Source organism: Desulfosporosinus sp. HMP52 (assembly GCF_000765145.1).
Taxonomy (GTDB): Bacteria; Bacillota; Desulfitobacteriia; order Desulfitobacteriales; family Desulfitobacteriaceae; genus Desulfosporosinus.
In genome coordinates this window covers 1-18,139 of the sequence record NZ_JMGA01000071.1, presented here as the reverse complement: position 1 = coordinate 18,139, position 18,139 = coordinate 1, and the positions used below count along the sequence as shown (strand labels likewise).

The following is an 18,139-nucleotide window of genomic DNA, read 5'->3' as shown; positions in this document are numbered from 1 at the left end:
AGGTATCTGATTTCATTTAGCCGATATCTTTTGCCAATCTCTAACCCCAGTGTCCTCAATGATTCCCAAAGTAACATCTGTAACATCCTCTGATCTTAACAATAAATCTCGTATTTTTAGCTTAATATCATCTGCTTGGGCCAGAGTTAAGCCAGGAACTAGTTCAACGTAGCTTTCGACATGATAAAAACGTCCCTCTTGGAGAATGCGCATTTTATTAATATCTGTCACTTCCGGTACAGAAAAGATAATTTGAGATACTTTGTCTTCTACCTCTTTTGGAGCGGATACTCCAATGAGTCCGACCATGTTGTCGTAGCCGACTCGAAAGGCTACGCCCCCCATCATCAGCCCAATGATAATGGCTGCAATACCATCCATGACTTTAATTGGAGTAAAGTGGGAGACAAGAATTGCCGCTAAGGCCAGTATTGCCCCGGATGTGGCGACCAGGTCCTCATAAAAAACCAGACGAGTTGCAGGAGAGGCACGATTGACACTTTTAAGGGCATTGGCGATTATGCCGAATCCGTTTCCTTCAGTTCGAGTTTCTTTAAGAATCTCATGCATTGCTTTAAATAAGACGTATCCGTCAATGGCGATTGAAACTCCCAGACTAAGCACAATAAGCCATAGGCCCCCAATCGACACTGGGTTACGAATCAAACGAACTCCTTCGAGAATAGTTTCGTAGGCCAGGATAGTAATGATAATTACCGCACCCATACAAAATACATTAATGACCCGACCGAAACCGGATGGAAAGCGGGTAGTTGGCTTGCGCTCGGCTAAAATGCTGCCGATAAAAACAAATAATTGGTTAACTGCGTCTGCTCCCGTATGCATCGCTTCGGCAAACATCGCACCACTGCCGCTTAAGAAGGCAGCTATTCCTTTGAAAACTACCAAGAAGAGGTTGCCTAATACAGCGTATAAAGAGGAGGCATTTCCCTTTTTAATGAGTTCCAAAAACTTCTTCATAAAAATCCTCACCATTCATTGCTTTTCGCATTATCTTCCCATAAAGTTCAAAGGTTTATTCTTAAAGTCGTGACAGAGAACAATAAGCGAACATACCTTATAATAATTCGATTCTAAGTATTGAAAGCGGTGATCTAATTGAAGTTATATTTGGCCTTGGGGGATTCAATAACTGCAGGGTATGGAGTTGAAAGTCCCTTTTCGTTTCCTATGGTATACGCAAGTTTCCTGCGCAGGCATAACCCGGACTTAAAACTCCTTAATCTTGGCTTAAACGGTTTGACAACAAGTGGTTTGCTTAAGCAATTGCGTACTAATCACACCCTGAGAACATCGATTAGGCATGCCTTCTTAATTACACTAACTATTGGTTCTAACGATCTGCTTCGGCTTATTGGTAATCCCAATCAACCTATAAAAACATCTCAGCTGCCCATTATTCAGAGAACTATGAGCAGAACTCTTATGCAAATCGGACAAGAAATTCGGAGTCTCAATCCATATGCAATTGTAAAAGTAGCGACTCTCTATAATCCCTTGCCGGCTGGACCCTATGCCAATTATTACTCGCTAGTTCAAGGAATTATCGATACTGCCAATGCTATGATTGTGATGTGGGCAAAAAGTTATGGATTTATTGTTGTGAATTTAGATCGCGAAATAAAGGGCAAGGAACTGTTGTTTATTAGCAGAGATCATGCCCATCCCAATGCGGCAGGTTATCAGATGATTGCTAAAGCCTTTGCACGATACTAATCATTGTGAAGGCTCTTTGAGCCGTTTGGCTGAAAAAAAGAAATAGAGGCTTGCTATTCCAAAAAATAGAGTGCCAATCAATATGGCTAAGAAGAAACGGTTGGGATTTTTAGATATCTGCCAAAAGTCATGACCTATCCAAGATTCCCAAACAATCATAGGAATCTTTCCGAGAAGCGAGGCAAGTAAAAACTTTGGAAAAGTCATTAAGGATAATCCTGCAGCATAGTTGACTGCAGCTGAGGGCAGAATGGGAATTAGTCGGGAGATTAGGATAATGGAAAAGCTATTTCCTTCAATTAAGTTAGCCCATTTTCCTAGCTTCGAAATCTTTGGCTGGGCCCATTCTTGCCCAAGATTGCGGGATAAATAAAAACCTAATGAGGCCCCCAGCAAACTTCCTACCAAGGAGAGCAGAAAACCGTTAACCCAACCAAAAATGAGGGTGTTCACACCAGCAATTAAAGCAAATGGCACTATAGGAAAGAGGGCCAGAAGTGTTAAGATGAATAGGTCAACAAAAATACTAATCCATCCCCATTGGGTGATAAGCATCTGAAAAGCAGAGGGATTTTGGAGTTTAGGATACAGTAAAAGCACAAAGGTTAAGGAGACTGCCAGAGTAAAGAATGAAAAAACTTTCTTGGTCAAGAGTTCACCTTCCTTAAATAAACGGCATGCTATCAAAGGCATGCCGTTTTGTCGACTAAATAATCTTGAAATTAGCGTAGTGTAATGTTCGCCGGCACCTTTGCTTTGCCCAGAATGATTTACTGAGGCCTCGTAGGTGACGTTTTTAGGCGGACGAGCTTACCATGTTTGATAAGGTGAAGAGAGGTATATCTTTCAGACGGGGGGAGTTGCCTCTTGAATTTACAGCGAAATTCTTGAATAGAGGCCATCTTATCGGCGAACATAACGAGAAAAGCTTCTTTACTGCGGGGGAGGCGAAGAGTAAGGGGCCACATATGACTTAGAATAATGTCCTTTTCCTTTTCGCTGAGTTCAAAACACCGTTCAGCATTTTGACAGGCAATTCTTGGATGACGAAAACCATGCCATCGTGATCCATCCGGTCTGAGTTTATGCCAATCGTACAAGAAAAAGTCGTGAAGGAGGGCTCCCCGAGTGACAGCACAGGTATCCAGATTTACTTTATCTTCAAGTCGGATGGACCAATTATAAGCTATTTGGGCAACCCGGAGAGAATGTTCAAGAGTAGTAAAAGGCCTATGATGGGTGAATTGCCCCAACTGTTGATATTCCTCATGGTTTAAAATGTCTTCCACATGCTTAGATAGACTCAATGATTTCACCTTCCTAATCAAGTGAGTTAGTATTGCTTTCACCATCTGGGTTGTAGAATTTTTTGCGCTGAAGCTTTAGAAAGTGTTCCATGGCTTCTTGCCTGGCATAGAGTAAGGTCATCTTCTCATGTAAAGTGTGACGCATTTTTGGATAGGTATGCAGGAGCCGATAAAAGGGAGAGCAGGCTATATGGAAGGTTGGTAGTTCCAATCGTTCATAACGTTCTTGAAAGGCAGTAACAAAGTGCTCTAAGCGACGCAATAACAAAGAAGAGTGAATTAAATCCCAAATGACATAGACAGACATGATTAGAGCAAAAGCAATACGAACCGGAAAAGGAGTGAGTTGGATTTGTAATTGAACCGTTGGATTAATGATATGATAAAACACAAGTCCTAATCCACCCCAGATCATGCTAAAAGGAAGGGCAATTCGTCCGTGTAAATTAAAAGGAATAGAGTGATAATCCCAGAGTTGCAAGTGATAGAAACGTTCGAAGAACCAACCGGCTACATATTCCAGCAAGGTCGATAAAAAGACAAACCATACAAATTGTATAGGTAAGGAGACGCCGCTTATCAGTTCAGAAGTCCAAATTACCATAGTGGAAAAAAATCCATAAATGGGGAGAAAAGGGCCGCTCAGAAATCCGGGATTTACGAGCCTGCGTTGGTTGAAGGAACGATATAGAGTTTCCATAATCCAGCCTGCAAAGGCATAAATGGAAAAAGTCAGGATAAAATCCGTTAACATACTGCTCTCACACCCCCCAGCATTTGATTATGTATAGTTTATCGTATATTAGTAGGGTTGGCAAAACTATATATGGGTAAAACGAGATATCCTAACGATAGTTTATGTGCAGGATATCCTCAACAAGATAATCAACTCCTATGGCAGGGCTGGGTATTTGAAATCCTAAAGTTTGCAACAGAGCCAGCATAAAAGTAAAGGAGAAGAAGACTGAAAAAACCACTAATTCTCGCCAATATTTGTTTCTAATTAAACTCGGGACTTCATAGAGGGCAACCCCTAAAAAAGCAGATATTAATAATAGCAGCATGGCAGTTAATTCCTTCCGTTATTCTGGGGTAGTTTTCTTAGTTTCGCTACAATTAAAGACATAAAAGGAAGAACAAGATAAAAATGCAAGCTAATAATGGGAGTATTATACATGATTGAATAGCTTAATTGCATTCTGGATTGATAGGATATAAGAGCTAAAACAATGCTCAGGACACCAATTATTACAACCAGAGGCTGATAGGTGCGTAGTTTTGTCATCTGGGCTATACTCAAAACCGCGGCATAATAAAAAATACAGGATATTGTAAACAATAATAGGATTTGAGCCATTGCCACGAATATTTCCAGTCTCGTCAATATTTTACCTATATCGATCAGGCGTACTGCTTCCATTGACGGAGAAGTCACCACTGGACTCAGAGGTCCGAGTGTTGCTATGTTGCGTAGGGTACCTATTACTAAGATCAGTCCCGCACTAATCATTCCTAAGAGAATTGGTTTCTTGGCCCGGCGTTGTTCATTTAGGGAAGGAATAATCATTAAAAAGACCAATACTTGGGAAAACGAAATATGGGTAATTATATGGGTGCTCTGAATTAAATCTCTGATTGGTATTTCTAAAACCGGTAGGAAATTCGTAAACTTCATTTCTTTTAAAAGCATGGCAGATGTTATGAAGACAATTATTGCAGGAATAAAAGCAAACACTACAGACATTCTGGCGATTACTTCAATTCCTTGCCGTACTGCCCAAGCACAGACGAAAGCAAACATGATCATGATGAAGCTCATGGGAGTTTCTGGCATAATAAAGGTCAGGACAAAATCACCAATAAACCAAAGATAGCCGGACAAGGTTATTAGAAAGAAAAGGCTGTATTGTGAAGAGATAAACTTACCCAGATAGGGACCGTAAATAAGATCGTTAATTTGGACAAAGTTCTTGCCAGGAAATAAATTGGCAAGTGAAATATAGACTAAAGCTATTACTGAGCCGATAATCATAGCCGCTATCACCGCTAACCAGGTATCGTGCTTAGAAATTGGGTAGGCAAAGGTCAAAGGCAAAAGTGCCCCCTGTATAAAACAATTAACCAAGAAGAACAATTGAAGGCTGGATATTACTCCTTTTTCAAGTCTCATTAAGAGTTATTGCTCCTTTTCCGGTGTTGCAGGTCGCCCGATGGTTCCGGATCTGCGTATTTTGGCTTGGACAGTAATTTCCACTTCAAGATTGGAGTAGATTTCATCCCAATCATCTTTCATCTGTGTCCACTCCTTTAGGTGTCTCTGGTGAAATACATCCCCAAATCCGAAGATATCTGCTTTAAGCTTTTGGGACTTTTTCAAAGCTGATTCTACTTCGTCGAGGATAGCCTTTTCTGCTTGCTTGGTTAACTTTTCAGTAGCATCAGGGGCTACTAAGTTAGCATCGCAAGATTGATCGGCAATATTGCCTTCTTCTTCGATTTCAATTGTGATCGAGGGCTTGCTGTCAATTATTTGAGAGGTGATTTTGCCTTTAGAGCGGATGATTTCTAAACTCACTGTTCCTGCGCAGTCGGGACACTTGACATCAATGATTCCACTCTTTACCTTATTTATTGCCCATAACAGTCCTCGAGTTTCTTCTTTGGTTAGTTGACCAATTAATTTGTCCTTTTTAAAGACAGCAGTACCTTCCACAGATAACTCGCTCTTAGCCCCTGGGCCCTCTATTTTTATAATAGGTGCGATAGGAGCTGTTGTGGGGCTCATTAAACGGGTGACAAACTCGTTAAGTTGCGTGACACATGTTTGAGAGTTCGCGTCCTGGGATTCCATTAATTCTGATATACCCACTGCAGGGATTTTCTCCAGCTTTGGTTGGAAATCTAAGATATCGCTTGCTTTGTCTTGGGCAACAAGCATATACACCTCCAGACGAGTTTCCTGATCTCGAACAAAGAAATCCAGGTATTCTTGGACGCCATTTTCGGCTAGAGAACGCCCAAAAATTATCACCTGATTATGAGGCCAGTATAATTTACGGCTTGATTTATGGGTAAACCCTCGAATGGTTGCAAACATACTTTCTCCCGTGTTTTGCAGATTCCAATACGCGCTGGAGCCTCCGCTTCCTCCGCCCCCACCCTCCCCAGTGCCCCCAGAATTGAGCTCGGAAGTTTTGATCAATTGGGCCGTGACCTCTAATTTGCCGGAATCCTCGCTCTTATCCAGACCAACCCCCATGACAATTCCCAAACTCGGCAATTCACGACGATTCCAACAACCGGTAGTACCTAAGGAAAGAATTAAGATTGTCGTCATTAGGGCTACTACTTTCTTTACGCTTTTCATCAATACTCCTAATTTTTATTATTCAGATTGACTTTCTTTTTCGGAGGGAGGGCTGGGCTTCAGTCGGAAATCCTTGCGCTTAGGATCTTGACTGCCGATAAAGCTGGGACGGGTTATCATTGCCCATAAGGGTGCTCTGATAAAGGTGTCTTTTAAATCGGCAACACTAAGGGGAGCTATCGGGGAAAGAAAGGGAGTTCCAAAGGATCTCAAAGAAGTCAGATGAATGAAGAGTCCGATGAGACCGATCATAATACCAAAACCACCGGAAAACCCTGCCAGGGCGACAAAGACAATTCGCAATACTCCCCCGGAGTCTGTTTGGGCCGGCACGACAAAACTTGCTACGGCAGTCAAGGCTACGACAATAACCATAGGTGCTCCAATTAAGCCTGCAGTCACTGCAGACTGGCCAATGACCAGAGCTCCGACAATACTTACGGCTTGCCCCACAGGACGAGGCAATCGAACTCCTGCTTCTCTTAGAATCTCAAATATAACGCCCATACCTATGGCTTCAGCTATTGCCGGAAAAGGAACGCCTTCCTGAGCCGAGGCCATACTAAATAACAGTGGGGTTGGAATTAACTCTTGATGAAAGGTTGTTAAAGCTACATAAGTAGCCGGTGCTAAAATACTAATCAGATAAGCCATAAATCTAATTAAGCGAATGAAGCTGACGAAATAAGGTCTGGAGTAATAATCTTCAGAGGTTTGAAAGTTTTCCACTAAAAGCAAGGGAACAGTAAGCACAAAGGGAGTACCATCTACAAAAATTGCAGCTCGCCCTTCCAGGATTTTGGCCGCTACAGAGTCGGGTTTTTCCGTGTTACCCACGGTAGCAAATATTGAGAAAGGAGCGTCTTCAATGAATTGCTCAATATAACCCGACTCTAGGATCGAATCGGTATGAATATTGTTAAGTCTGCGTTTGATTTCGTCGATGAGTGAGGGGTTTGCGAGGCCTTTTATATAAGCAATACAAACATTTGTCTTTGTTCTTTGACCTATCTTCATAGATTCTAAGACTAAATCCGGGTTTTTAATTTTGCGCCTTAATAAGGTAGTGTTTGTCAAGAGATTTTCAATAAAACCCTCCCGGGATCCACGAACGACAGATTCAGTTTTGGGCTCGTCCACACTGCGTGCTTTCCAGTCGGCTGTCATGATTAATAAGGCCTCAGTGCACCCATCAACTAATAGTATACTTGTACCAGCCATACAATTATCAACGAGATCGTTGATGGAATTTGATTTGCTTACTTCTCCCACTGAAAGCATGGTGGTTCTGATCATTTCGATAGTATCAAGTTTTGATGTAAGTGTAGTCTTATCCAACTGTGATTCAAACATTAAGGGCTTGAGGATGCTGTCATTAACTATTTTTGAATCTGTCATTCCTGTAAGATATATCAGTGCCCCATCGACTTGCTTTGGCATATTAATCGTGAACTCTCTGATTACAACATCATAATTATTACCCAGGGATTCTTTGAATAGATTCAGGTTGTTTTTAAGACTTGCGGAAAGGTAACTGGTGGTACTTTTTTCGTCTTTGTCTTTAGAAGCTGTAGAATTACTTTGGCTCAATTTATAGTTTTGTCCAAGTAACTTCAGGTATTTCAGTCTGCTAAGCAGATAGCTAAGCATTACCCCCATCCCTTTCTATACTAGTCAGAAAGCAGTACAGTGCTATACATACTTTCTGGAAAGTTCTTTCTCGCAGATTCTAGGGCCTATGATTCCGAAAAGCCAGCTTAGTCCTACGCCCATAGTTAATATTAACCATTATATCCAAACTTATTTATGGCTAGGGATAGAGTTAGTTATGAAAATAAAAAAGCGTAAGGTTTCGAGGACAAATTCCTTAAACCTTAACGCTTTAATATCTATTTCTGTATTAGCATTCTAATCGCTGTAGTAAACCTACTGGGATAAATTAGTCCTGTCTTGAAGAATCACCTAAGGAAGGGAAAAGCCACTAATAAGCAGATAACTTCAGAGAGTTCAATAAAGGCTCCATAAAGATCCCCGGTTAAACCCCCTAAGAGGGCAGAAATTCTCGAAGCCATGAGAGTGATTATTAAGGCCGATACCCCAAAGGCAATTGGTCCCGCCAATCCAAGTAGATAAAAGGATATGACTAATATGATTGCCCCGCCCAGCAGGAAAGTAACCCACTGGGAAGCTTCGTGAAATCCTTTACCCAGTCCCTGAGAACGAGCATAAGGAAAGGCAATAACCCCTATCTGAAAAACCCAGCGCGCCAGCATGGGCATAACAATCAAAATACTTAACATTGAGGGAGTCAGGCTGGCAAGTAAGCTGAACTTTAAGAGCAGTAAGCCCACCAAAGCCATGGAGGCATGAGCGCCAACTCGGCTATCCTTCATGATTTCTAAAATCCTCTCGGGGCTTCGAGCGGATAATAAGCCATCCATGCTGTCCATGAAACCATCCAAGTGAATTCCTCCGGTGAGCATTAACTCAGCGCCTAACAAGATAGCCCCTATAACCAAAGGTGGAAAATATGGAATAAGGGCTTTGGCCAACAGCCAGAGGAGCAAACCGATGATCAATCCCACCAGGGGATAGAAGCGATAGCTGCGTGTGAATTCCTCTGTTGTGATGTCTTGGGGAACAGGTAAAGGGATGCGAGTGAAAAAAGTCAGAGCAATTAGAAGCCCGCGCATTTATAATCGCCCCTTGTGCAGAGAAGCAAGCAGCTTCTCGCCGGAGGTTTTCAAATCCATAGGTAAACCGGCAATAACCATATACACATGGTCAGCACTTCTGGCCAATAGCTGATTGCTTCGTCCGGCTAAATCCCTGTAGGCCCGAGCTAAGGGGTTTTCGGGGACTATTCCTTGTCCTACTTCGTTGCTGACAAAGATGACCTTAGGTTTAATCTCTTGAGCAAGACTGGCAACCTCTTTAACCGCAGCCAAAATTTTCGGTTCTACATGGTTATAAAGATGGGATTGGTCTGGGGAATCGGGAGTTGATGCTGATCCATTTACTTCCTGACTTGAGTGTTCCGCTTGTCCGGCTAGGAGCATATTAGTAAGCCAAAGTGTGACGCAATCAAGAAGGATGACTCCCTCTTCATCTTTAAGTTGAGTTAAGATTTGCCCTATTTCTAAGGGTTCTTCGATGAGCCGCCAAGAGGAGGGACGCTGCTGTTGGTGTTTTTTAACCCGAATAGCCATTTCCCCGTCCCAGATTTGAGCTGTAGCAATGTATATAACCGGAAGATTGTCCTGAGCTGCAAGAAGTTCTGCAAAAGAGCTCTTGCCGCTCCGAGCACCACCTGTGATGAGTGTAAACTGAGACATAGGTTTATCGACTCCCCGTAGTTAATATTAGCTGGATTTTTCGCTAACTCCCGCATCAGCGAAGGTAGCCATTTCCTCAATGATACGAAGAGCTGCTTCTACGAAATAAAAGGTCAAGGCCGCACCTGTTCCTTCGCCAAGCCTCATATTAAGGTTAAGCACAGGATCGAGGCCCAGGCCGGCCAAAGCTTTACGGTGGCCTATTTCCATTGAACCGTGAGAAGGGATCATATAAGCAATGGATTTTGGAGCAAGTTTGGCCGCAATGAGTGCCCCGGCAGTGGAGATAAAGCCATCAATCACAATGGGAGAATGGCTGGCAGCAGCTTGCAGGATGGAACCGGCAATTGCTGCGATTTCTAAGCCCCCGACTTTGCTAAGAACATCTAGAGCATCTGAGGTGTCCGGCTGATTGACCTCAATGGCTTTTTCAATAGCCCGGCGTTTTCTTATGATTCCAGCATCGTCAATGCCTGTCCCACGTCCGACAACTTCTTCGATCGGAGAATTAGTTAATAATGCGACAATGGCAGAACTGGGGGTAGTATTGCCAATTCCCAGTTCACCGGTGGCAAAGAGGTTGTAGCCTTCACGGATCTTTTCCTCTGCCACTGAGGCACCGGCCAGGAGAGCTTGCAAAGCTTCATGACGGGACATTGCCGGACCTTTAGTCATGTTTTTTGTACCATTGGCTACGCGTTTATGAATAAGTTGTCCCTCTATAGGGAAGGCAATACCCACATCTGTTAAAAACACCTCGGCATTTGCTTGCCGTGCTAGGACATTGATGGCTGCGCCGCCATTCATGATGTTATAGGCCATCTGAGGAGTTACTTCTTGGGGAAAGGCACTTACTCCTTCTTCAACGACACCGTGATCTCCTGCCATTGTGAGCACGGCTTTCTTTTGAATTTTCGGCTTGGAGGTCCGTTGAATCCCACCAAGTTGCTTGGCAATATGTTCTAACTGGCCCAGACTTCCTTGGGGCTTTGTAAGAGAATCTAAACGCCCTTGAATTTGGTCCATCGCCTCTTGGTCAAGACCTGAGATGTCGGAGATTAATTTTTGTAATTGAGTATAGAGTTGGTCTTCAGTGAAGCTTTCCATATAATTTCCTCCTCCTATTGTATAATAATTTTTAAAATAGAAAAGTCCCGACCACAAATAAACTGTAGTCGGGACTTTACCGTCATCACCGCTGCCTCCCATAAAATAATGGAAAGACATAAACATCTTTAGGCAGGTCTCCTGGCTATCGATTCATTGCTTTGCTCGTCAACCTTCCCGGAAAAACCAGTGGCTAACGAAGCTCATCGAATACAGTGGTGGGTCCGCGTCGGATTTGTTATAGTATAACTTACCGAACTTCCCTATTCTCCCTTAGGGGCACCTAAAATGTAGGATATTAATTTCTTTTAGAATAGCATAACTTTTTTTGAATCTCAAGGAAAATATTAGAGAATTCTTGACACAGATTTTTACAAGAGTGTCTCCTTCGTATATAATGGTAGGTATTAGTAAGCACGTACTTTTTCAATTTTTATAGACTGTTTTAGAGAAAATAGATTGTTATTGGACGAATAGGAGGAACCGGTGTGTTTGAAAGCGATATCTTAGTAGCTGGAGCGGATCCTGGATTTGGGGCGATTAAACTAGATACAGGTGAAACAAAGGTATTATTTCCCGCTGTCATTTGTAAAGGCAATGAACGAATTTTTTCAACATTAGGTAATACCTTAATAGGTAAGGGGTCTGATTTACAAACTCAAATAGCCTCCTTGGACGTGATTGTTAAGAATAACTCCACGGGTGTTGAGAAGCATTATTTTATGGGGAGTTTAGCGGAAAGCTTAAATCCCAATGAAGCCCATTATTGTTGGGACGAAGACAAATCCTCCGATGAAGAAGCCACTGCCTTACTGGTGGTCGCTTTAGCCCTTGCTCAAAAGAGTCCCAAAGCAAATGTCTATCTGGGAACCGGTGTTCCTGTTAAGTACTATGCATCGCTCAAGGACAAATACGAAGCAGAGTTAAAAGGATCTTTTTCAGTCATGTTCCGTTCCGGGCCCTTGGAAGGAATGACCCGTCAGCTGAATATTTTGCGCTCTCGTGTACTTCCCCAAAGCTATGGAGTTTTCATTAAGGAAACTCTCAATGATTATGGAATACCAACTAGTCCTAAGTTGTTTAGTGGGTATGTTGTAGTCATTGATCCAGGGTTTAGGACCACGGATATTGCTACTTTCTATGATGGAGTCATGCTCGATCCTCCCAACTCCTTTAGTATTGAAAAAGGGTTAAAGTGGGCTTATATTGGTGTCGCTGAAAAGCTTAAAGAACTGACCAGCAGTCATGCTAATCCCCTTGAAACGGATGATAAAGAGCTGGATAAAATTTTTAGGGTTAATGGCGGCCTGTATCCCTGGAATAATGGAACCATCAATCTAAATCCGATTATGAAAAGTATGCTGACCCAGTTAGGGACGGATATTACTCGCGAAGTGAAAAAGGCTCTGAAACCGATGCTCGGTAAATTGCATACTGTAATTGTTGCCGGAAAAGTCGGGGAAATGGTTTATGAATATATTCAAATGGAAAATAAAAATCTAATTGAAGATCCTCAATTTGGCAATGCTACAGGCTTTCGGATTATGGCTGCCACTTTGGTCAATAATATTACCAAGAAGTCGGACGTAACCGAATGATGTCGTTTCAACCCTTATTTATCCCTCTGTATTTTGATAAATCTGCTGAGGAGGATCTTTGGCTGGCCATTCAACAAATTGATCCGGAGAAGAGGAGCTCATTTATTAAGGAAATTTTAAAACAAGTTTTAGTTCAAAAGGAGTGGAAAGAGCCTTTTAATAATTCTCATCATACCTTATCATTAGATGTGCCTGAATTTGAGAATGTGGATTCCTTGCAGGAGGAACCACAAATAGATGAGCAAGAGGCTGAAGCTGAACCAGAACCAGAGATAATGTTTTCTTTAGAAGAGTTATTTTTTACAACTGAGGGTTCAACTTCTGAGGATAAACCGGCTGGTTCAATTAACAGCCAAGTAAGTACTTCAATCTCAGGATACGAGTATATGATGAAGCATATCATCGGTATTGAAGAGGATGAAACCGTTCTGAGTTTCTTAAGAGGAAATGAGAATCCGGCGAAAAATCAGTAAAACGAAGCATGGGTAATGTATTCCCTTTATTTAGCATAAGTACAAATAACGGTAATAGATAAATATATAGATATAATTAGGTTTTTAGATATTAAAGGAGGAGAAAAATCATAGACGGTCTGCTCTGGAGTGGCATAAAGGTCTTAATTGCTTTTTTGTTAGTCGGATTAAACGGTGTCTTTGTAGCTGCTGAATTTGCAATGGTCAAAGTTCGCAAGACCCGCTTGGCAGAACTTGCAGATAACGGCTCACGTCGAGCAAAAAGCGCACTTGATGTCACTGCACAACTGGATGCTTATCTTTCAGCCTGCCAATTGGGAATTACCCTGGCATCTTTAGGTCTTGGCTGGCTGGGTGAACCCGCAATTGCAACTCTTATTGAGCCTTTGTTTGTCAATGTCGCCAGCTGGAACACAATTTATACTCATTCTATAGCCATAGCAATATCCTTTATAATCATATCTTTTTTACACATTGTGCTTGGAGAATTAGTGCCTAAGTCATTGGCGATTCAAAATGCCGAAAGTATTGCCCTGGCAAGTGCAGGCTTCTTGAAATTCTTTTATTGGTTATTCTATCCAATAATTTGGACCCTTAATAGCATCGCCAATATCGTGTTGCGCATTTGGGGAATTGAACCTGCCAATGAGGCTGATTTGTCCCATAGTGAAGAAGAACTTCGAATGTTAGTCGATGCTAGTCAAAAGCATGGATATTTAGATAAATTAGAAGGTAAGCTGCTGGACAATGTCTTTGAATTTTCGGATCGGATTGCCAGTGAGGTAATGATTCCTCGCCAGGATATGGTATGCATCTTTATTCAAGATACTTTTGAGGAAATTCTTCAAGTAGTTAAGGAACACGGACATACCAGGTATCCTTTATGTGATGACGATAAAGATCATGTCCTGGGCTTAGTGCACATGCGCGACATTATTTGTTTGCAGGAAAAGACCGGTGTGAAAAATATTGCTGAGATTAAGCGGGATATCCTGGCAGTTCCTGAGGGTATGCCGATTTCTCATCTTGTCCAGAGAATGCGCAGTCAACGGACTCATATGGCTGTTATCGTGGATGAATTTGGAGGATCAGCAGGGCTGGTTACCTTAGAAGATATGTTGGAAGAGTTAGTTGGCGAAATCTATGACGAATTTGAATCAGAACAACCGCCAATCGAAAAAATCGACGAAAACGAATACGTACTCAATGGTCGGGTTCTCATGGAAGAGGTCTCGGAAATGTTGGACATTCAGTTAGAGGAAGAAACTGTTTCAACCATTGGAGGGTATGTTTTTTCTAGAATTGGCAGAAAGCCCGTTAAAGGGGATGTCATATATTTTGATGGCTTTCATTTCGAAGTTATGGAGGTTTTGGGCTTTAGAATCACAAAAGTTCTAGTGAAGAGAAAGCTTCCTGAGACTAAAGCGAGTGAGTTGCCGGATGTTCACGAGGCGGTTTAAACGCAAATTCAGGGGGAGCTTCATAAACAGCCTAAATAAATGGGTATAATAGCTGTAATATCTTAGAAAAATAAGTACAGATAATTTTTTTGTTTTGAAATTAAAAGGAGGAAATTAATCATCGACGGTCTGCTTTGGAGTATCATAATGATTTTAATCGCATTTTTGTTAGTGGGTTTAAATGGGCTGTTTGTAGCGGCAGAATTTTCTTTAGTCAAAGTTAGAAAGACACGTTTGGCTGAACTTGCTGAGAATGGTTCCCCGAGAGCTCAAACTGCCCTGGATGTTACTTCCCAACTGGATGCCTATCTTTCAGCCTGTCAGTTAGGCATTACCCTTTCTTCGTTAGGTTTAGGCTGGATTGGTGAACCGGCAATCGCAAGATTAATTGAACCATTGTTTGTTAAGATAGCCGGTTGGAATATGCTCTATACTCATACCATCTCAATAGCCATTGCTTTTTCAATCATTTCTTTATTGCACATTGTTTTAGGAGAGCTTGTTCCTAAATCATTGGCCATCCAAAAGGCTGAAGCTACAGCACTTGCTACCGCTGGGTTTCTCAAAGCCTTTTATTGGATCTGCTATCCTGTTATTCGCTCACTGAATGGCTTAGCTAATCTTGTGTTGCGTATCTGGAAAATCGAACCTGCCAATGAGGCTGATTTATCTCATAGTGAAGAGGAATTAAGAATGCTGGTTGATGCCAGTCAAAAACACGGCTATTTAGATAAACTCGAAGGAAAACTTCTGGATAATGTCTTTGAATTCTCAGATCGTAATGCTAGTGAAGTAATGGTTCCCCGTCAGGATATGGTATGCGTCTTCCTCCAGGACACATTTGAGGAAATTATTCAAACCATTAAAGACTATGGACACACTCGATATTTGCTGTGTGATGATGATAAAGATAATGTGGTTGGCTTAGTCCATATGAGAGATATCCTCCGACTGCAAGAGTCGGGCGAGAAGGATATTTTGCTGATTAAGCGAGATGTTCTGGCAGTACCTGAGGGTATGCCAATTTCACATCTTGTCCAGAGAATGAGGAGTCAGCACACTCATATGGCTGTGGTTGTTGATGAATTCGGAGGAAGTGCAGGGCTGGTCACGATTGAAGATATGTTGGAAGAATTAGTGGGAGAAATATATGATGAGTTTGAGTCGGAACAACCCTCCATTCAAAAGCTAGCTGAAAACGAGTATCTTATTAATGGACGTGTATTAATGGAAGAAGTATCTGAAATGCTCGATATTGAGTTAGAGGAAGAAACTGTTACTACCATTGGGGGATATATCTTCTCTAGGTTAGGGCGTAAGCCCGTCAAGGGAGATAAAATTAGTTTTGAGGGTGTTGTCTTTGAAGTAATGGAGGTTATCGGATTTCGAATAACTAAAGTTAAGGCTTTCAGAAAGCCTCTTGAGACAAAAGGCTAAAATCAAATGGTGCATCGATGCACCATTTGCGATCGTAAGATTCTGGTTGCCTAAGGGAAAAAAGGAAGTTGATTAGAAAGTTTATTTAGGAAGGGCCTGTAAGTCATTGCAGGCCCTTCTATTTTATTAACACTGCTCTTAGCTGAACTGGATTTTGTTCTCCTTTAACCAGAAATTGGTCTGGATTAGATAGGCAAAAAGCTGGGGAATATCCATTAATTGACCGAACCAAGGGCGACCGGAGGGAATTGTATCCGAGAGCTTCATTAAACTTCTTAGTTCTGAGAGATTGAGAAATGGAAGAATGGGGGAGGTGCTGTCTTCAATAATTTCTTGGAGCCAAGTGCGAACAGAGGATAAATAGTTGGGATGATGGGTTTTCGGATAAGGACTTTTACGGCGCCAGAGTACATCTTCGGGTAAGATGCCCGTCAAGGCATGTCTAAGGAGTCCTTTTTCTCTGCCTTCTAGCGCTTTCATCTCCCAAGGAATATTCCAGGCGTATTCAACTAACCTATGGTCACAGAAGGGGACACGCACCTCCAGGCCCGTAGCCATGGTCATGCGGTCTTTGCGATCGAGGAGAGTTGGCATGAAACGAGTTATGGTCAAATAGCTAATTTCCCGGATTCGGGCTTCCCGTTGTAGTTCTCCGGATAGAGTTCGGCTGTCTTGATGAATCGTGCCAGAGCCCGGCAAATTTGGAATCTCTGACAGTGCCTCTTCATAACGTTTCTTTAAGTAGCTATGAGGTTGGAGACGATCAATCAGCTCAGGGGATAGTACCTGCAATCTGTTTTCTACGTGAAGAGCCCAAGGAAAGGTTTGGGCTTCCAGGGATTCTTGCCGATGAAACCAGGGATAGCCTCCGAAGATTTCGTCGGCACATTCTCCGGATAAGCCCACGGTAATTCTCTTCTTAATTTCTCGGGAAAAGAGCAGTAGGGAGGCATCAACATCGGCCATTCCGGGCAGATCTCGGGCCAGGGTAGAGTCTTTAAGGGACTCAACCAGTTCCGGTATATTAAATTTACAATTTGTGTGCTGAGTGTTAAAGGCTTGGGACATTCTTTCTATCCAAGGTCCATCGGCACCGGGCTGAAAGGCATTAGGCAGAAAATATTTGTCATTATCAGCATAGTCAACCGAGAAGGTGGGCAGTGATCCTTTTTGATTTTCTGCTTGAGCCACCGCGGCTATGGCTGTGATGGCGCTGGAATCTAAGCCTCCCGAAAGTAGGGTTCCAATAGGGACATCTGAAACTAATTGACGTTTTACTGTATCGAGAAAAAGCTCGCGAATTTTTTGAGTCGTAGTATTTAAATCGTCTTCATGGATATTATTAGGTAAGGCCCAATACCTATGAATACTTAGACCATTTGCAGAATACTTAAGTGCATGCCCGGGTTTCAATTCGGAAATGCCCTCGAAAACACCTACCCCGGGACTGCGGGCCGGACCAACGAGAAAGATCTCGGATAAGCCTTCTTGCCCTAAGGTGGGGGAAATGTCCGGGTGTTTCAATAAAGCTTTTAGTTCGGAAGCGAAAATAAGAGAGCCGGCCTTTTCAGAGTAAAAGAGGGGTTTAACCCCTAAGCGATCTCGCGTCACAAATAAGTTTTGCTCTCTGCTGTCCCAAATTCCAAAGGCGAAGATTCCATTGAGACGCTCCACGCAAGAAGGCCCCCACTCCATATAGGACAATAATACTGCCTCTGTATCGGAATGGCCTTCGAAGGAGTAACCACGGCTTAAAAGTTCCTGACGAATCTCAGGTGTGTTATAGAGCTCACCGTTATAGATCAGTGTATAGGTATGTTCTCCCCGTTGACGAATCATGGGTTGAAGCCCTCCTTGGGGATCCACCACGATTAGTCGTCGATGTCCAAACGCTGCACGTGGGGAAAGCCAATACCCTTCTGCATCAGGACCACGAGGAATTAGGGTATTAGTCATACTGACTAGGACCTCTTTTTGTTGAGTTAGATCTTGCCTCCAATTTACCATACCAACGATACCACACATGTTATATGTCCTCCTTTTGTCTGATAACCATTATCAACTACAACCAATCTATGTCTTTGAGGGATAAAGGGTTCCAACCTTCTATAATCATATTAAGTTTTTTAGGTTTTGTGATGAATTAGAGCTATAAACAATAATAGCTACTATAGTATTAACAGAATCTTAAACTTCAAAAGCAAGGCCTTTTTGTGACATTAGTGAACTAAGGAGGTTCCTTGATAATTTAATAATTAGTATAGTGATGCAAATGTATACCTTGAAATCTTACCTATAAAGTGGTAGCATGAGTGCAA

The 18,139-nt window shown here is 42.3% G+C and carries 17 protein-coding genes and 1 riboswitch; of the genes, 5 read left to right on the top strand and 12 right to left on the bottom strand.

What is annotated here, in order from left to right; genetic code table 11:
- Window positions 1–12: 12 nt before the first annotated feature.
- Window positions 13–981 (bottom strand): cation diffusion facilitator family transporter, encoded by a 969-nt coding sequence (locus DP73_RS21030; protein ID WP_034602330.1) that lies wholly within the window; start codon window positions 979–981, stop codon window positions 13–15.
- Window positions 982–1,119: 138 nt separating this feature from the next.
- Between DP73_RS21030 and DP73_RS21025 the strand changes: the two genes are divergently transcribed.
- Window positions 1,120–1,737, top strand: coding sequence for a GDSL-type esterase/lipase family protein (locus DP73_RS21025; RefSeq protein ID WP_034602329.1), 618 nt, complete (start codon window positions 1,120–1,122; stop codon window positions 1,735–1,737).
- On the opposite strand, the gene DP73_RS21020 is transcribed toward DP73_RS21025, so the two are convergent.
- The 10 genes from DP73_RS21020 to cobT all read right to left on the bottom strand — a co-directional run bounded on the left by DP73_RS21020 (window position 1,738) and on the right by cobT (window position 10,853).
- The gene (locus DP73_RS21020) at window positions 1,738–2,388 is read right to left on the bottom strand and encodes a VTT domain-containing protein (RefSeq protein ID WP_034602328.1); all 651 of its coding nucleotides are present in this window, start codon (window positions 2,386–2,388) and stop codon (window positions 1,738–1,740) included.
- A gap of 119 nt (window positions 2,389–2,507) precedes the next feature.
- Window positions 2,508–3,044: an HD domain-containing protein gene (locus tag DP73_RS21015; RefSeq protein ID WP_034602327.1), complete on the bottom strand. Its 537-nt coding sequence runs from the start codon at window positions 3,042–3,044 to the stop codon at window positions 2,508–2,510.
- Between the two features lie 13 nt (window positions 3,045–3,057).
- On the bottom strand, window positions 3,058–3,798 hold the full coding sequence (locus tag DP73_RS21010; RefSeq protein ID WP_034602325.1) for a putative ABC transporter permease: 741 nt from the start codon (window positions 3,796–3,798) through the stop codon (window positions 3,058–3,060).
- 91 nt (window positions 3,799–3,889) lie between these two features.
- The gene (locus tag DP73_RS21005; RefSeq protein WP_034602324.1) at window positions 3,890–4,108 is read right to left on the bottom strand and encodes a hypothetical protein; all 219 of its coding nucleotides are present in this window, start codon (window positions 4,106–4,108) and stop codon (window positions 3,890–3,892) included.
- Window positions 4,109–4,113: 5 nt separating this feature from the next.
- Window positions 4,114–5,214, bottom strand: coding sequence for an endospore germination permease (locus DP73_RS21000; protein WP_034602323.1), 1,101 nt, complete (start codon window positions 5,212–5,214; stop codon window positions 4,114–4,116).
- A 6-nt stretch (window positions 5,215–5,220) separates the two neighbouring features.
- On the bottom strand, window positions 5,221–6,411 hold the full coding sequence (locus DP73_RS20995) for a Ger(x)C family spore germination protein (protein WP_034602322.1): 1,191 nt from the start codon (window positions 6,409–6,411) through the stop codon (window positions 5,221–5,223).
- Between the two features lie 18 nt (window positions 6,412–6,429).
- Window positions 6,430–8,061 carry a spore germination protein gene (locus DP73_RS20990; RefSeq protein WP_034602321.1) on the bottom strand — a complete coding sequence of 544 codons (1,632 nt, stop codon included), beginning with the start codon at window positions 8,059–8,061 and terminating at the stop codon, window positions 6,430–6,432.
- Window positions 8,062–8,369: 308 nt separating this feature from the next.
- A complete protein-coding gene (gene cobS, locus DP73_RS20985; RefSeq protein WP_034602320.1) occupies window positions 8,370–9,104 on the bottom strand; it encodes an adenosylcobinamide-GDP ribazoletransferase in 735 nt (244 codons plus the stop codon).
- Window positions 9,105–9,746, bottom strand: a complete 642-nt coding sequence (gene cobU, locus DP73_RS20980; RefSeq protein WP_034602319.1) for a bifunctional adenosylcobinamide kinase/adenosylcobinamide-phosphate guanylyltransferase — start codon at window positions 9,744–9,746, stop codon at window positions 9,105–9,107.
- 27 nt (window positions 9,747–9,773) lie between these two features.
- Complete coding sequence (gene cobT / locus DP73_RS20975) at window positions 9,774–10,853, bottom strand: nicotinate-nucleotide--dimethylbenzimidazole phosphoribosyltransferase (protein ID WP_034602331.1); 1,080 nt, start codon at window positions 10,851–10,853, stop codon at window positions 9,774–9,776.
- A 113-nt stretch (window positions 10,854–10,966) separates the two neighbouring features.
- Window positions 10,967–11,155, bottom strand: a riboswitch (cobalamin riboswitch).
- Between the two features lie 186 nt (window positions 11,156–11,341).
- Between cobT and DP73_RS20970 the strand changes: the two genes are divergently transcribed.
- The 4 genes from DP73_RS20970 (at window position 11,342) to DP73_RS20955 (ending at window position 15,821) form a co-directional block, all read left to right on the top strand.
- A complete protein-coding gene (locus tag DP73_RS20970; protein ID WP_034602318.1) occupies window positions 11,342–12,451 on the top strand; it encodes a ParM/StbA family protein in 1,110 nt (369 codons plus the stop codon).
- A complete protein-coding gene (locus DP73_RS20965; RefSeq protein WP_034602317.1) occupies window positions 12,448–12,924 on the top strand; it encodes a hypothetical protein in 477 nt (158 codons plus the stop codon). The genes DP73_RS20970 and DP73_RS20965 overlap by 4 nt, the downstream gene beginning before the upstream one ends.
- Before the next feature lie 155 nt (window positions 12,925–13,079).
- The gene (locus DP73_RS20960) at window positions 13,080–14,384 is read left to right on the top strand and encodes a hemolysin family protein (RefSeq protein ID WP_034602316.1); all 1,305 of its coding nucleotides are present in this window, start codon (window positions 13,080–13,082) and stop codon (window positions 14,382–14,384) included.
- Window positions 14,385–14,531: 147 nt separating this feature from the next.
- Window positions 14,532–15,821, top strand: a complete 1,290-nt coding sequence (locus tag DP73_RS20955) for a hemolysin family protein (RefSeq protein WP_034602315.1) — start codon at window positions 14,532–14,534, stop codon at window positions 15,819–15,821.
- Window positions 15,822–15,959: 138 nt separating this feature from the next.
- Here the strand turns inward: DP73_RS20955 and asnB are convergent, their stop codons facing one another.
- Entirely contained in the window at window positions 15,960–17,846 is a 1,887-nt protein-coding gene (asnB, locus tag DP73_RS20950) for an asparagine synthase (glutamine-hydrolyzing) (protein ID WP_034602313.1), read from the bottom strand.
- Between the last annotated feature and the right edge of the window lie 293 nt (window positions 17,847–18,139).